The sequence below is a fragment of the Bacillus haikouensis genome (assembly GCF_013179555.1).
In the GTDB taxonomy this organism is placed as follows: Bacteria; Bacillota; Bacilli; order Bacillales; family Bacillaceae_B; genus Rossellomorea; species Rossellomorea haikouensis_A.
In genome coordinates this window covers 1-15068 of record NZ_JABMCR010000005.1, presented here as the reverse complement: position 1 = coordinate 15068, position 15068 = coordinate 1, and the positions used below count along the sequence as shown (strand labels likewise).

The window sequence follows — 15068 nt, the reverse complement described above, 5'->3', positions numbered from 1 at the left end:
ACAATGAGATAGGCACACTTACTTAATGAGTTCATACATTAATTATGAAAAGATCTGTCCCGAAAGGAGATACCATCCATGGCAAAACATTTTTCAGATGATTCTTCAAGGAAAAAAGGATTTGGGGATCTTATGCACTCAATGAATGAATTCTTTCATGAAAAACCGATGAAAGGGATGCTGCAGAGTATTGATGAATTTTTCACATCCGCCTCCAATCCATTTAATTCTTTCCCTGTTGAATTTAAAGAACTGGAAGATTTTTACTTGGTAACTGCTGAGCTTCCCGGAGTGAAGAAAGAGCAAATCAACCTGGAAGTATTCCCAAACTTTGTCACGATTACAATCACGAATATGGAGCACTATTCCGAAGAAAATAAAAACAATCAAGTAATCAGGAAAAAACAATCCATGAACAGGAGCAGCAGGACCATCCCATTCCCTTCTTTGGTAAATGATAAAGATGTGAAAGCATCCTACAAGGATGGTTTGTTACAAATAAAAGTGGAGAAACAAACCGGAAGAAAAATCAGTATTGAATGATGCATTATGCGCTCGAAACGATATACGGACTTAAAGTAATAAGAGCAGCTGGGTTCAGCTGCTCTTTCTCTTATAACTTAAACATTCCTCCCAGACCTTTTACGAGTGAAGACACTTGATTCACCGTTCCCATCATCTGTCCTGCTGTATTCATTACTTTGTTGAAGTCAAATGAACCATCCTGCGATTTGAACGAATTCATGATCGTACCCATCCCGGAATTAGATTTCTTTGCCATGAATGATGCTTTTGGATAAGGATTTGCGTATGACTGCTGCTGCATCGCCTTCATTTGATACGGGTTATATTCTTCGTGCTGAAGAGGATTTTCAAAATATGGATTCGTGTAGCCTGCTTGGTTGAGTTGGCTGGTTGGACGGACAGGATCCGGAGAATAATGGAAAGGAGGAAAATGCTGCCCTTCCCCCTGCGTTTGGTAGTTACCCATTTGCCCCAAATTGTGACTGGCAGGATGGGGAAACGGATAAGGATAATAATTCGGATAGCGGTGAGGAAAACGATGTGAATTCATACTAAGCCCCCTTACTAATAACAGTTACTACACAGTATGAAACAATGAGACATATGGTGAAGAAACCTATAAAATATTTTCGACAAATTCACAAAAAATGTCGGAAGTTACACTATTCTAACAACTTCAAGAAAAGGCTATCTATGGTAGGATAATTAATAGAGGGTCCCTCTTTTAGCATGTTATGAAATCAAAGTATTGGGAGGAATGAGAATGAACTTTAGTGAATTGTTAAAAAAGTATGAGCATCAGAAACAGCATGAGACAACCGATGTGCACGAGCTTCTTACGTTGACAAAAAAACTCTATATTTCAAATGAAATTTCTCTGCAAAACTATAAAGAACTTATAAAGCAAATAAGCGGCATCGGCAGCGGTGCAGTTCCTACACTCTAAATGGGTCTACGAAAGGGCTTCCCGCGGGGAAGCCCTTCTTCTATTCATTCAGTTCGTCAAGGACAGTCTGTAATACATAATGAACGGATTGATGATGGCTGATAAAACGGTTATAACTCGATTCCGGGAAGAAACAATGTACAGAAAGCATTTCAATATTATCGTACGTATTCATGATCTGTGGAAAGTGAAGATGCTTTGGACGATCTGCCCTGATCCATTCAAGAGAGAGCTCCTTCCATTGATCATTTAAGTTTTTCACTTGATCCGCGAAAGGTTTGACTTCCTTATAGAAATCTCCTTTTTCTTTCGTCCTGCGTCTTTCTTTATATTCATTCATCATTTGTTCCACTGAGACAAGCAGGTCTGCGGTTACATGTTTTAGTTGTTCCAAGAAAAAACCTCCAGGGGGCCGTAAGTCAAAAATAAAAAGTAGCATGATATGCTACTTATATAAGTAAGTTTATGATGTCTTGTAAGATAATTCAAGCTTCTGCCGTACAAATGAATGGTCTCTTTTATTTAAGATGGCGTCTGTCCTGCTTTCAATTGCAGAAAGTTTTCCTTCAATCTCTTCAATTCTCCCGGCCAGTTTCGATCCTTCTACCTTTTCCTCCATTGAAATTCTATCATATACACTTTGTTCAAGCTGATTTAAGCTTTCTTCAATTTCGGCCAGTTTTAACATAATATCTTGTTTTGGAAGCATGCTTCTTCCCCCCGGATTTTTTGGATTTAATAAGTTATTCTCCCCCAAAGATCCTTTACCTTCCTCCCTGACAAAACTAGAAGGGTTTCGTCAAAGAAAGTGCCATTAGGACAACCGCGATGTTATTATTCGACAGCTGCTGAATAAATCATGTCAAAGCTCAAATAATAGTAACGGAGGTGTTCACATGAAAACACATAAGAATAAGAACTCTAAACAACCTGCTGAATCAAACCAGCATCAGACAAAAGCATCAAAAGGCAACCCAAAGCTTGAAGGCGAAAACAGACCGTCCACGTAAATTAATTTTTTATAACCTAAAGAACTGCCTCGTTTTATACGGGCAGTTCTTATCTTTTTCCTGTAACTATTGCCTTCAGCCACGCTGCTTTCTTCAACTGCTTCTGTTTATGGGAAAACCATTTAGCCATGCATGAATTTTTCGGCATGATTGGTTTCTCATACCAGTCATTTTTTACAGTTGTATTGGAGGACCAATCACTTTTCATCTCCCAATGATGATTCACTTTATGGTAGACACTCGTTAGTGTCGGGGTATTCGTCCTGACCATAGCAGGGTCGCAATAATATTCATAATCATTTCTGGAACCTGTAGGTGTCACCTTCATGGCAAACTCTTTAAGAGATGAATGATGATCTTTATGAAATAACAATCGAAATAATATATTCCCCAATCTGATACGCTCATTCACATTCCTGAAGTCGTGAACGCTTGCTCCGATTAGCTCACCATTGACTGTGGGAAAAACTACTGAACAAAAATGAAGATGATCTTCAATAAAGAACAAACCCGATCGGAAAACCTTTTTTCTATAAACAGGGTGTTCAATGACCGGACGCTGTATTAGGTTTTGCTCATTTATAATCTGAGATTGCACCAGCCTCTCTTCATTTCCGGTTTCCCAGAATCGCTTCCATTCATCCTCCATAAAAGAAGAAACATGAAATTCCTTCAGCAGGTGAAACATCTTCTCTTTGAATAACGTCGAATAATGATAGATGAGGAGTTGCGGAAAGGCATCCTGGAAAATGGACCAATTTGCCCTTTCATACGTCATAAAAAGATTCTTCCTAGATTCAGACGGCAGCAGGACTTTAAAGGTTTCACTCTCCAAATCCGTCATGTTCCAGCCCGCGTTGCGTGATACCATCGATGCGAGAAACGCCCATTTGATTTCAGGATGGAGAAGATAAAATTTTTGATAAGCGATTGTCCTTGTTATATTATCTTGATTGTGCCGAAGAATGAGGCATTTGAGCACATCAACCAGATCACTCTTGCGTTTGAAATCAGAAATATAGGGTAATAAGCGATAAGCATCATTGAATTCATCCATGTATTCCTCTTCTCCTTTAGTCATATCTTAAGGAATTTGTAATGAATTATTCACACAAATTGGAGTGGTTTCTGTTATGATATAGTTTAGTCTGCGAGGTGCATTGCCATGAAATTCCATTACCCTAATGGGAAAAAGTATATGGGAACGAAATCTCCTTCTGAAAATAAGAGTTTTAAACAAGTCTCTTACAGTAATCGCGGGATGACTTTGGAGGAGGATATAAATGAAACCAATGAGTATTATCTTGCCCATAAAACTGCCGTTATCCATAAAAAGCCGACTCCAGTCCAAATTGTTGATGTCCATTATCCAACCCGAAGTGCAGCAGTGATTAAGGAAGCATACTTCAAGCAGCCTTCCACAACAGATTACAATGGGGTTTATAAAAGCAGATATATAGATTTTGAAGCAAAGGAAACAAAGAACAAAACCTCCTTTCCCCTTCAAAATTTCCATGAACATCAAATCAGCCATATGGAGAGTGTCTTTATCCAGGATGGCATCACCTTCGTATTACTTCGGTTCTCCTTATCAGAAGAAGTATATTTACTTCCTTTTGAAGCCTTGAAAACCTATTGGGACCGGATGATGAACGGAGGAAGAAAATCAATTCGGAAAAATGAAATTGTAGAATCAGGCTATAAAATCCCTTTGGGGCTTCATCCCCGGGTGGATTATTTAAAAATAGTCCATCGGTTGTATTTTTAGATATAAAAAAATGAGATAGTCTATAGTTTATCTCATTAGCAGTAGTAGAATTTAAAACTTAGACAATACTAAAAAGACAGAAGATTGAAAGCGAGGAAACAATATGGCTGGTCAATATAAGTCACGGGAAGAAAAGCGTCTAGCCCAGCAAAAAACAAAAAAGCCTAAGAATAAAAAGAGATCCATGGTAAAACGTGTCATCATTTCTTTATTCATTATAGGAATCATAGGGATGCTCGCAGGTGCGGGATTATTTGCCTATTATGCATCGAGTGCACCGAAGCTGGATGAAAAATTATTGAAAGATCCGATAGCATCAGAGATTTATGATATGAATGGCGAATTGATTACAACTGTCGGTAAGGAAAACAGGGAATATGCCAATTTCGATGAGATTCCCAAAGTCATGCAGGATGCTGTCCTTGCAACTGAAGATAACCGTTTCTATAAGCATAACGGGATTGACCTCATCCGTCTGGGCGGGGCAGTGATCGCTAATATTACAAGCGGTTTCGGTTCTGAGGGTGCATCTACCATCACTCAACAGGTCATTAAGGGATCTTTCCTCAGCCCTGATAAAACACTGAAGAGAAAAGCACAGGAAGCATGGCTGGCAATTAAGCTGGAACAGGAATATACAAAAGAAGAGATCTTTGAAATGTATTTCAACAAGGTCTATATGTCAGCAGGCATCCATGGTATGGCGACTGCAGCAGACTATTACTATGGCAAGGAAATTAAGGACATAAAACTTCATGAAGCAGCCCTGATAGCAGGTCTGCCGCAAAGCCCAAACAATTATAATCCGTTTAATCATCCTGAAAGTGCAGAAAAAAGACGAAATATCGTCCTGTCACTGATGGCACAGCACGGGAAAATTACTGAAAAAGAAAAAGAACAAGCCCAAAAGATACCTATTAAAGAAGGTCTGGTGTCTAAAGAAAAATTGGAAGCAGAAAATGGAAATAAATATCCGGCATATGTAGACGCCGTTATTGATGAAGTCGAAAAAATGGGAGAATATAATTTATTTTCGGATGGACTTAAGGTTTATACAACGTTAGATCCGAATGCCCAGAAACGTGTTGAACAAATTCTGGCAGGTGAAGCCACTAGTTTCAATTATCCAGATCAAGAAGGCGGCATCATGCAGGCCGGCATTACCTTGATGGATACCCAAACCGGGGAGATCCGCGCAATTGGAGGCGGAAGAGATACCGAGGAACAAGTACAACGCGGTTTTAACTATGCGATTGATACAAAACGCCAGCCCGGTTCAACAATCAAGCCGCTGCTTGATTATGGTCCTGCTGTTGAATACTTGAAATGGTCGACATATCATATCTTGAAGGATGAACCATATAAATACACGGATGGTCCTGAGATCAACAACTATGATATGCAGCATAAAGGCGCCATCTCAATACGGGAGGCTTTATGGGATTCCCGTAATGTTACTGCCTTAAAAGCATTCCAGGAAGTTGGACCTGAAAAAGCAGAAGAATTCGTAAACCGTCTTGGACTTGATTTCGACCATTATTACGAATCTGCTTCAATCGGTGCCGTTTCACCGGGTATGAACTCTGTCCAGATGGCAGGTGCGTATGCCCCGTTTGGTAATGAAGGAATCTATAATAAGCCTCATGCTGTAAAAAAAGTGGTCCTTCGTGATGGAGAAACAGAAATTAAAAACGATAATAAACCTGAACCTGCAATGAAAGAATATACTGCCTACATGATTTCAGATATGCTGAAGAGTGTCATAGATCATCCAAGAGGCACCGGCTTATACGCTAAGGTACCAGGATTACCGATGGCAGGTAAATCAGGAACGACCAACTATGATCAAAAAACACGTGAAGCAAATAATATTCCTAAATCACATGCTCCCGATTCATGGTTTGTCGGTTATACGACCAATTACACAGCAGCTGTATGGACGGGATATGATCAACCAAACAAATTCTCATTAAGCCCCTCTGACCGGCATATCGCCCAATATATCGTCAAAGACTTAATGAGCTATGTACATGATGGTGTTGATACACCAGACTTCAAGAAACCAGGCAGCGTGGTCGAAGTTCAGGTTGAAGAAGGAAGCATCCCGGCCAAACTGCCGAGCGATTACACTCCTGATGATAAAATCATCACTGAACTATTCGTAAAAGGAACAGAACCTACAAAGGTTTCCCAAGAGTTCGATAAACTCGATGCACCAAAAAGCCTGAAAGGTAAATTCAATAAAAATGACAAAACGATTACCCTTGCCTGGGACTATGATAAAAAGAAAAAAGACGGCGTTACATTTGAAGTTTCAGTATTGATTAATGGTGCTGATAAACAAACGCTCACAACAACCGATAAAAACGGCCTTAACGTAGAAAATATTACATCCACCGGCACATTAACCTTTGAAGTTGTTGCTATCAAGGGTGACCAGCGAAGTGATCCTGCCACTGTAAATGTGAATGTGGATGGCGGCGATAATGAAGACGATGAAGAAAATGGAAATGAGCAGGAAAATGGTGATGGACAGGGTAATGGAAACGGCCAAGGAAACGGTAATGGCCAGGGAAATGGTAATGGCCAAGGAGACGGTAATGGCCAAGGAGACGACAATGGCCAAGATGACGGCAATGGCCAAGATGACAGTGAAGGCAATACCGGCGATGAAGAAGGAGATAATCCCCCTTCAGATGGTGACGGAACCGATCCAGGAGAAGGTGGTGCCGGTGACGGCACTGGTAATGGAGATGGGACCGGGGATGATACGGGAGACGGCACCGGTGGCGGCACCGGGGATGGTACCAATGGTGAAAGCGGCGTTTCTCCCTGATTCCTCTCCGTATGGATTATTTAATCAATAAGAACATAGAATAAGGCAGCTCGGGATAATCCCGGCTGCCTTATTCTATGTTCTTTTTTAAGTTAATGATTGCCCGATCCTTCGCCACCTGCTTATACTGCTCCTGGAATAATTCTGTCAGCTGTACATAAGAATGATAAAGTTTTGTGTTTTGCCTGATAAAAGTTACTCTCTCTTCAACATTCACCGGTTTCAGCGATAGATCCTTGCAATCAAGATGCCACTCTCTTAGTGAGACCGGTACTGAATTACTCCAGAACAACAGCATATAGAATAAAGCAATTCCTTTTTTCATATGGTTCTGTACCGATTTATCTCGGGATTTATATTTTTCCTTGATGGTTCCTTGTTCTTTATTCCAGCTGTCTATAACATCTTTAACCACTTTGTCTCGATATAGCCAGGGTAAGTACTTCTTCTTTATCCCATTGTAATACAGAACTTCATACGCAAAGAAATGCTCTTCCTCCATATATCGTTCAGGACAGACATAAACTTCATTGTCCCCAAAGAAGTAAGGATCAAACAGTTGCTCCGGAACTTTCAGAAGTACGGCCGTCATATCTTTTCCTTCTTCTTCATTCTTTTCTGGCCTTCACGGCATAAATCCAGCAGCGGACAAATATCACATTGCGGGGACTGGGCTTTACAGTGGTATCTACCAAAGAAAATCAAGCGATGGTGAGTTTCAGACCATTCTTCCCTGGGAATCTTTCTCATTAATGTGTTTTCAACTTCAAGGACGCTATCTTTCCACCTGCAGATTCCCAGGCGTTTACTTACTCTCTCAACATGGGTATCCACTGCAAGTGCTGGTTCACCGAATGCTACCGACACCACTACATTTGCCGTCTTCCTTCCTACCCCCGGAAGTTTAACTAGCTCTGAATGTTCTACAGGTACTTCTCCCTGATGTTCATCTAAAAGAATCTTGCACAACTTCTGGATGTTCTTTGCTTTGTTTCGAAATAGGCCGATGGAACGGATATCCTGCTGGAGTTCTTCCAAAGAGACATTTAAATAATCCTGTGGGGATTTATATTTTTCGAATAAGTTCTTCGTTACTTTATTCACTAAGGCATCTGTGCACTGAGCAGAAAGCAAAACTGCGATCACCAGCTCAAATGGATTATCATGGCGCAATTCACAGTGCGCATCAGGAAACATTTTTCTCATTTCTTCCAGGCAGATTTGGACAGATTTATTATTCAACACTCTTTATCTTCTCCTCACTCTGATTCAAATTCGTTTGCTGCATACACTATCAAAGGGACTGCCCCTGTTCGGGTCAGTCCCTTTGCCTTTTTGTTATTGCTCCAGCCAATTATAGAAAGGAACCGATTTTCTCTTTGGCATATCATCATCATGGCGGGCAGTTGGTTTTTGATGCGGTCTGAACTTTTGACTTTGATTGCGTGCATCCTCAATCGTTTTTACGCCATTTTTCTTCCATTCAAATAGAATGCGGTCAATGTACCTGAAATTCAATTTTCCTGAAATAACCGCTTCACGCAAAGCAGCTTTGATGATGGTGGAATTATGCTCATCCTGATCAAGCCACATAGCCAGCGTCTCACACTCGAGAGGTGATAAGGGACGGCCGAATTCCTGTTCGAATATCGAATAGATGTCGGCTTCTTCTTCCATTGATTTCTGCATTTTCTTCATCTTGGACGCTTGAATAACAAAATCGGCAAGCTTTTCCCATAATGGGGCAAGTGAATATCTCTCAAATAATATCCCTTCTGGCGACGAACCTTCTTCAATCGCCAAGAATTGATGCTGCATCAACTTCCTTAAGGTGGAAGAACAATATTCCGAAGAAATACTCATATGTTCCGAAAGTTCTTCAGGTGTGGGAAAATAATTCCCTTTTTCTATCTGTCCGTAAATATGCAGCAGCAGGACAAATTCAGATTCATTAAGTCCCAGCGTATGATAATTCGTTAATAATAATTGCGGAATGTTAAGGGTCCCTTCTTCAATCCAGGACACCATCAATTGTTTATAATCCATATTCGGCACACCTCTCTTTAAGTATATCATGCTTATCATCTATGTCGATATGGATGTGTCCAGAAGAATTTTTTAACACTTTTTATTACTTATAGAACATTGAATAAGGTGTTGATTTTTCCATGCAACAATTCAGAACCAATAAAATGTTCCATAAAAAAATGCCGACTTTATGCTGCATTTCTGCAGTAAAGCCGGCCTGAAAAAAACTTATGGATATAGACGGTTTAATAGACGAGGGAATGGAATTGTTTCCCGTACATGTTCAACTCCACTGATCCATGCTACTGTTCTTTCAAGTCCAAGTCCGAATCCTGAATGTGGGACTGAACCATATTCTCTTAGTTCCAAATACCACTTATACGCATCCGATGCCAATTCATGCTCTTCGATACGCTTTTTCATAAGTTCTGCATCATGAATACGTTCAGAGCCGCCGATGATTTCTCCGTATCCTTCTGGAGCTATAAGGTCGGCACACAGCACTACATCTTCACGATCCGGATCTGGCTGCATGTAGAAAGGCTTTAAAGAGGTCGGATAATGGGTGATGAAGACAGGCTTGTCATATGTTTCAGCGATTGCTGTTTCGTGAGGTGCCCCGAAATCATCTCCCCAATTTATATCGTTGAATCCTTTTTCATGAAGAAGCTTGACAGCATCATCATACGTAATTCTTGGGAATGGAGCTTTAATCTGTTCCAATTTGGAAGTATCCCTTCCTAACCGTTCTAATTCAAGCTTACAGTTTTCCAGGACTGATTGAACGATAAACGATACATATTGTTCCTGGACTTCCAGGCTGTCCTTGAAGTCATAGAAAGCCATTTCAGGTTCAATCATCCAAAACTCAATCAGATGACGGCGTGTTTTGGATTTTTCTGCTCTGAACGTCGGTCCAAAAGAAAAGACTTTACCAAGTGCCATCGCTGCAGCTTCCATATATAATTGTCCACTTTGAGAAAGATAAGCATCCTCTTCAAAATATTTTGTTGCAAATAATTCCGTCGTTCCTTCAGGAGCACTGCCTGTTAGAATAGGCGGGTCAACTTTGACGAACCCTTCCTGATTAAAGAATGCATACGTGGCACGGATGATTTCATTTCGGACCTTCATCACAGCATGCTGTTTACGGGAACGCAGCCATAAGTGACGGTGATCCATAAGAAATTCTGTACCATGTTCCTTGGGGGTAATTGGATAATCAACCGCTTCGTGGATGACTTCCATTGACTTCACTTGTAATTCATAGCCAAACGGTGAGCGTGAATCTTCAGAAACAATACCTGTCACATATAAGGAAGTTTCCTGTGCAAGCGATTTTGCTTTTTGAAAGATTTCTTCTTCTACCTCACTCTTGACTACTACTCCCTGAATGAATCCTGTTCCATCCCGAAGCTGTAGAAACGCAATTTTACCACTTGAACGCTTATTGGCAAGCCAGGCACCGATCGTAACCTCTTCACCAACAAACTTATTTACTTGAGAAATTGTTGTTTTCACGTTTTTATTCCCTCCAAAAAAAACTAAGACGCTGTATGTATCGTATTATATTATACATTTCGAGCCACCTTGTCGCAATAGATAGCATAAAACAGCTATATGCTCAAGGAAAAGAGCAGACCGTGGTCTGCCGATCTGCCCGTCCTTCACTTATTTACTTTTGCTTAAGACAAACTCATGTATTCTTTCGATTGCCTTTTCAATTTGCTCAAGGCTCGTAGCGTAAGATAAGCGGATGTTATCTTCCGAACCGAATCCCGATCCTGGAATAACTGCTACATTCGCATCTTCTAAAAGGGCTTGAACGAAAATGTCTACATTGTCATATCCGGTCAAACGGGCAGCCTCTTTTACATTGGGGAACAAATAAAATGCGCCTTGAGGCTTTAAGCAGTCAAATCCAGGGATATTGTTCAGTTTTTCAAATACAATATTCAGACGTTCTTCAAATGACTTTCTCATTACTTCCACAGGCTGCTGATCGCCCATGTACGCTGCCACCGCACCGTATTGAGATGTAGTTGTAGGGTTGGAGGTTGAATGGCTGGCAAGGTTTGTCATAGCTTTAATGATCGTTTCATTCCCTGCAGCATAACCAATTCTCCATCCCGTCATGGAGTGCGACTTCGAAACACCATTGATAATGATCGTCTGTTCCTTTAAATCTTCCGAAATTTCTGCAATGGAAGTGTGACTATTCCCATCATATATGAGCTTTTCATAGATTTCATCTGAAACGATCAGAATATTCTTCTCCAAACACACTTGACCGATTGCTTTCAATTCCTCAGAGGAATAGACCATACCCGTTGGATTGCTGGGAGAGTTGATGATGACAGCTTTTGTTTTTTCCGTAATGGAGTCAGTTAATTGTTCAGGTGTAATTTTGTACGAATTCTCTTGTCTGCCTTCTACGATAACAGGATTTCCGCCTGCGAGCTTAACTTGTTCCGGGTAACTTACCCAATATGGTGTTGGGATGATCACTTCATCCCCTTCATTCAGCAACACTTGAAATAAGGTGTATAAGGCATGTTTCGCTCCGCTCGTTACGATAATTTCTGAAGGTTTGTAGGTCAGATTTTGGTCTTGCTTGAATTTATTGATCACAGCTTCTTTCAGTTGAGCAGTACCTCCAGAAGGAGTATATTTAGTGTGCCCTTCTATTAGTGACTCGTATGCTGCCTGGATGATGTGCTGCGGTGTGTTGAAATCTGGTTCACCAGCTCCCAGCCCGATTACGTCAATCCCCTGTGCTTTCATTTCCTTTGCTTTCGCAGTGATCGCCAAGGTTGTAGAAGGTGTTAATGCACTCACTCTGTTGGCTAAAGATAGATTCATCGATGGGTTCCTCCTAATAGTTATAGGTTTTCAATTTTCTTCCACCATTCCCCATTGGAGAATAGCATATAAAAATAATTGAGATTTTTCTGACTGTCCAAGTACGTAATTTCCCATACCGGGCCAACTGATTCATGGCCAATTCTCACTGATAATATTTCTTCCGGGTTCTTTTCATCATTTAGTTTATTAATTGCCTGTTCTTTTGAAATGCCATCCGCCCATTTTTTGACGATTATTTCCCCTTTTTTTTCAGGGACGAAAGCAACCATTTTTTCTTTGTTTCTGTCCTTGCCGATAACCACTGTATAAGCTTTGGCTCCATGGTAATTGCTTGCTTTCTCTATTTCTTTTATGGGCGTCTCTTCCAATACACGTTTGGAAGCCTGTTCAAATTCTTCCTCTACAGGAGCTCTTGCGGTTTGATACAGAAGGACTGAAGCCGTACAGATCACGATGACGGCAGCCGCCATAATAATACTTATCCACTTTTTCATAAATATTCCTCTTTATGTACGATAAATGGTCAGTATAGCCTGACTTTGATCCTCAGGATCCAAGGCTAAACCAAACATGTAATCATCTTTTTTTAATGTTCTATTCAAAGCATCCACTATTTTATATAAATCATCTGTATAAGAAACTCGAACTGTGGAAAGAATTTCGATTTTGCTCTCCAATGCACTTCCCCCTTCACCTTCTGACCATCTCTATGTTGAATGGGTGAGCATCAAACCGGTCTGCTTTCACCCATTTCAATAAACACTACACACATTATAACAACATTAGCCTCGGATTTGGTAGACAGAAACTAAAAATCTTTTTCATTCTTTTCCTTTTACAATCTTAAAGCTTACGGCAGGATCATCCTGACCTTCTTGTGCATGAAAGGCAGCATCGTATTGATCAAAGGTGATCACTTCATAATTACTTCTGTTGAATTTTATCGAAATTAACCCGTGCTGCCCTGTTAAGTAAAGGTCAATCCACGCTTCATTTATCGCTTCCAGCAAGTCGCCATTTAATAACTTCTCTTTCGAACGGTATAGCAGCGCAGTCTGCGGATCAATATGTTTGATTAACGGGTCTGATATGCACTCCGTCTTTGAATGAAGCGGGATTTTTACAATATTTACATTTTTCAATGGCTTTGACATGAAAACATCTTCAGCGTGCCTGGATTGAGAACTCAGCCATAAGAAACGATGTTGAAAAAAAGTAAGAGAGAAGTCCAGCCCCTCCTGCTTTTCATTCCCTTCATGGACCACTTCCAGTGAAAGTTCCTTGGACAGAGGATAAGTTTCTCCTTCTGTCAGACTCTCTGTCCCGCTCAATGCCCCTCCAAGTTCACCTGAAAAAGAAGCTCCCGCTATAATTTGTTTAATTGAATATTTCTTCTTGAGCTTAAGAATGGTATCTTTATGTATTTCTGATTCCTCCGTCAGGATTATCCCTTCGATTTCTTTGATTTTCAATTGATTCACATAATAAATCAGTTCTTCAAGTTGTGAAAGCGGTCCAGTGTTAATCAGATATTCCTCGCCGGTAGGCAAATGCAGCACTGCAACCTCACCTTTCTTCAAAGGCAAAAAGCTGATGGCATATTCGCTTTGTGATAAATTAAGGTCAACCTCAGGGATCTTGACTCCAACACTGACCTGTCCAATCATACTAAACAATAGAAACGTGCAGATTACGACTCTCATATTTCCATGCCCCCAGAATTCATCTACTCCTTAGCTTGTGTTAAAGTATTAAATTTAAACAGTATAGAAGTTGACTGGTCAGGCAGGCTTCGAATCGATCAAAAAAAGACGAGGCTGATGCCCTGCAATTAATCGCATGACACCAGGTTCGCCTTCGGAGGTATTTCACAGCCAATCTTCTATCCACGTAATCAAATCATAGAGGTCTCCCTCTTTTACTCTCATTGCCGGGATCGATTGAATGAATGCATTTCCATAACGAGTCGTTTTGATCCGGCGGTCATACACTATGACAATGCCACGGTCACTGCTTCTTCTGATTAACCTTCCTACCCCTTGTTTAAACCTTATTATAGCTTCCGGCAAGGAATGGCTGGAGAATGGATTTCTCCCCTGTGCTTTAAGTATTTCAGATTTTGCCTGTGTGACGGGTTCGTCAGGAGGGGAGAATGGCAATCTGACCAATGCCAGACACGAAAGGTCTTCCCCCGGTATGTCCACGCCCTCCCAGAAACTGCTGGTACCGAATAAGATGGCTTTATCAAATCTCTGGAAATTCTTTGTCAACCTCGTTCTGCTGCCGGACGTGATACCTTGTGCCATCAGGACATAATCTTCAAGCAGTCCGCTCTCTTTCATCAATTCATATGTTTTTCTCAACATATCATAAGAAGTGAATAAAATGAGCATTCTCCCTTTTGTCGCTTGAGCGACACCGATCAAATGAGAGCTTATTCCTTCAATATACTCCTCATTCGACACGTGCTGAATCTCCGGTACATCATTCGGGATGAATAAAGTAGCAGACTGATCGTAATCAAAAGGGGAAGAAAGCTGAAGCTGATTGATCTCATGTTTCTCTAAACCGATTTCGTTCAGAAAATAACTGAATGAATCACTGACTGTCAGCGTGGCTGAAGTAAGTACAACACTCTTCTTCTTTGTGAAAAGCTCTTCTTTCAGGTTTTGAGCCACTGCTACTGGCTGAGCCTGAATAATGAGACTATTTGGCAGGGAACGTGTATCCCCGTCAAGCCACAGAACATAATCCGTCATCTCCTTGAGAAACACAGTTCGGAACTGCTGATATAGCTCTCCCCATTCAACTAAGAAACTGTGAAATTCTTCTACAAGAGCTTTTTCATTGTCTTTTAGTTTTAACTTTCTGGATTTTATCGTATCGAGGATCTCATGGAACTGTTTGTCAATTAATTTCATCCCTGAAATAACTCTTTCCATTGCCATCTGAACAGGCTGCCAGCTCCTGCTCTTTTTCATCGCTTCCGATATCCTGAGTTGTATCTTCTGGGCACCTGTCCTCTTCTTGGCATTCTTGAAAAACACATTGCCAAGTACCGTCATCGCTTCTTCCAAATCGATATAAAAT

The 15068-nt window shown here is 40.7% G+C and carries 17 protein-coding genes; 4 read left to right on the top strand and 13 right to left on the bottom strand.

Annotated elements, in window-relative coordinates:
* Positions 1-78 precede the first annotated feature (78 nt).
* Positions 79-543, top strand: a complete 465-nt coding sequence (locus tag HP456_RS01165; RefSeq protein WP_172248181.1) for an Hsp20/alpha crystallin family protein — start codon at positions 79-81, stop codon at positions 541-543.
* 70 nt (positions 544-613) lie between these two features.
* Here HP456_RS01165 and HP456_RS01160 read toward each other — a convergent pair whose 3' ends face one another.
* Positions 614-1075 carry a YppG family protein gene (locus HP456_RS01160; RefSeq protein ID WP_246288643.1) on the bottom strand — a complete coding sequence of 154 codons (462 nt, stop codon included), beginning with the start codon at positions 1073-1075 and terminating at the stop codon, positions 614-616.
* A gap of 213 nt (positions 1076-1288) precedes the next feature.
* Between HP456_RS01160 and yppF the strand changes: the two genes are divergently transcribed.
* A complete protein-coding gene (gene yppF / locus HP456_RS01155; RefSeq protein ID WP_172248180.1) occupies positions 1289-1471 on the top strand; it encodes a YppF family protein in 183 nt (60 codons plus the stop codon).
* Between the two features lie 40 nt (positions 1472-1511).
* Here the strand turns inward: yppF and HP456_RS01150 are convergent, their stop codons facing one another.
* The 3 genes from HP456_RS01150 to HP456_RS01140 form a co-directional block, all read right to left on the bottom strand.
* Positions 1512-1865, bottom strand: a complete 354-nt coding sequence (locus HP456_RS01150) for a YppE family protein (protein WP_172248179.1) — start codon at positions 1863-1865, stop codon at positions 1512-1514.
* 69 nt (positions 1866-1934) lie between these two features.
* Positions 1935-2180 carry a hypothetical protein gene (locus HP456_RS01145; protein ID WP_172248178.1) on the bottom strand — a complete coding sequence of 82 codons (246 nt, stop codon included), beginning with the start codon at positions 2178-2180 and terminating at the stop codon, positions 1935-1937.
* 350 nt (positions 2181-2530) lie between these two features.
* Entirely contained in the window at positions 2531-3538 is a 1008-nt protein-coding gene (locus HP456_RS01140) for a DUF2515 family protein (protein WP_246288641.1), read from the bottom strand.
* Between the two features lie 108 nt (positions 3539-3646).
* Here HP456_RS01140 and recU point away from each other — a divergent pair, with 108 nt between their 5' ends.
* Complete coding sequence (recU, locus tag HP456_RS01135) at positions 3647-4249, top strand: Holliday junction resolvase RecU (protein ID WP_172248176.1); 603 nt, start codon at positions 3647-3649, stop codon at positions 4247-4249.
* Between the two features lie 103 nt (positions 4250-4352).
* Positions 4353-7085, top strand: coding sequence for a transglycosylase domain-containing protein (locus HP456_RS01130; RefSeq protein WP_172248175.1), 2733 nt, complete (start codon positions 4353-4355; stop codon positions 7083-7085).
* 70 nt (positions 7086-7155) lie between these two features.
* Here the strand turns inward: HP456_RS01130 and HP456_RS01125 are convergent, their stop codons facing one another.
* The 9 genes from HP456_RS01125 to HP456_RS01085 all read right to left on the bottom strand — a co-directional run.
* Positions 7156-7677 (bottom strand): YpoC family protein, encoded by a 522-nt coding sequence (locus HP456_RS01125; protein WP_172248174.1) that lies wholly within the window; start codon positions 7675-7677, stop codon positions 7156-7158.
* Positions 7674-8330: an endonuclease III gene (gene nth, locus HP456_RS01120; protein ID WP_172248173.1), complete on the bottom strand. Its 657-nt coding sequence runs from the start codon at positions 8328-8330 to the stop codon at positions 7674-7676. The genes HP456_RS01125 and nth overlap by 4 nt, the downstream gene beginning before the upstream one ends.
* Positions 8331-8423: 93 nt before the next feature.
* Positions 8424-9131: a DnaD domain-containing protein gene (locus HP456_RS01115; RefSeq protein ID WP_172248172.1), complete on the bottom strand. Its 708-nt coding sequence runs from the start codon at positions 9129-9131 to the stop codon at positions 8424-8426.
* 210 nt (positions 9132-9341) lie between these two features.
* Complete coding sequence (gene asnS / locus HP456_RS01110) at positions 9342-10634, bottom strand: asparagine--tRNA ligase (RefSeq protein ID WP_172248171.1); 1293 nt, start codon at positions 10632-10634, stop codon at positions 9342-9344.
* 150 nt (positions 10635-10784) lie between these two features.
* Positions 10785-11975, bottom strand: coding sequence for a pyridoxal phosphate-dependent aminotransferase (locus tag HP456_RS01105; protein WP_172248170.1), 1191 nt, complete (start codon positions 11973-11975; stop codon positions 10785-10787).
* A gap of 20 nt (positions 11976-11995) precedes the next feature.
* Complete coding sequence (locus HP456_RS01100) at positions 11996-12472, bottom strand: cell wall elongation regulator TseB-like domain-containing protein (RefSeq protein ID WP_172248169.1); 477 nt, start codon at positions 12470-12472, stop codon at positions 11996-11998.
* Between the two features lie 12 nt (positions 12473-12484).
* Complete coding sequence (locus HP456_RS01095) at positions 12485-12655, bottom strand: YpmA family protein (RefSeq protein WP_172248168.1); 171 nt, start codon at positions 12653-12655, stop codon at positions 12485-12487.
* A gap of 144 nt (positions 12656-12799) precedes the next feature.
* Complete coding sequence (locus HP456_RS01090) at positions 12800-13681, bottom strand: hypothetical protein (protein ID WP_172248167.1); 882 nt, start codon at positions 13679-13681, stop codon at positions 12800-12802.
* Positions 13682-13846: 165 nt separating this feature from the next.
* The coding region (locus tag HP456_RS01085) for a helicase C-terminal domain-containing protein (protein WP_281357932.1) at positions 13847-15068 on the bottom strand (1222 nt) is incomplete at its 5' end.

Excerpts from the sequence above, each read along its gene's own strand:
- HP456_RS01105 (WP_172248170.1), bottom strand. The coding sequence starts at position 11,975 with ATGAATCTATCTTTAGCCAACAGAGTGAGTGCATTAACACCTTCTACA.
- HP456_RS01125 (WP_172248174.1), bottom strand. The coding sequence starts at position 7,677 with ATGACGGCCGTACTTCTGAAAGTTCCGGAGCAACTGTTTGATCCTTAC.
- HP456_RS01165 (WP_172248181.1), top strand. The coding sequence starts at position 79 with ATGGCAAAACATTTTTCAGATGATTCTTCAAGGAAAAAAGGATTTGGG.
- HP456_RS01090 (WP_172248167.1), bottom strand. The coding sequence starts at position 13,681 with ATGAGAGTCGTAATCTGCACGTTTCTATTGTTTAGTATGATTGGACAG.
- HP456_RS01140 (WP_246288641.1), bottom strand. The coding sequence starts at position 3,538 with ATGGATGAATTCAATGATGCTTATCGCTTATTACCCTATATTTCTGAT.
- HP456_RS01160 (WP_246288643.1), bottom strand. The coding sequence starts at position 1,075 with ATGAATTCACATCGTTTTCCTCACCGCTATCCGAATTATTATCCTTAT.
- recU (WP_172248176.1), top strand. The coding sequence starts at position 3,647 with ATGAAATTCCATTACCCTAATGGGAAAAAGTATATGGGAACGAAATCT.
- HP456_RS01130 (WP_172248175.1), top strand. The coding sequence starts at position 4,353 with ATGGCTGGTCAATATAAGTCACGGGAAGAAAAGCGTCTAGCCCAGCAA.
- HP456_RS01100 (WP_172248169.1), bottom strand. The coding sequence starts at position 12,472 with ATGAAAAAGTGGATAAGTATTATTATGGCGGCTGCCGTCATCGTGATC.
- HP456_RS01115 (WP_172248172.1), bottom strand. The coding sequence starts at position 9,131 with ATGGATTATAAACAATTGATGGTGTCCTGGATTGAAGAAGGGACCCTT.
- yppF (WP_172248180.1), top strand. The coding sequence starts at position 1,289 with ATGAACTTTAGTGAATTGTTAAAAAAGTATGAGCATCAGAAACAGCAT.
- HP456_RS01145 (WP_172248178.1), bottom strand. The coding sequence starts at position 2,180 with ATGCTTCCAAAACAAGATATTATGTTAAAACTGGCCGAAATTGAAGAA.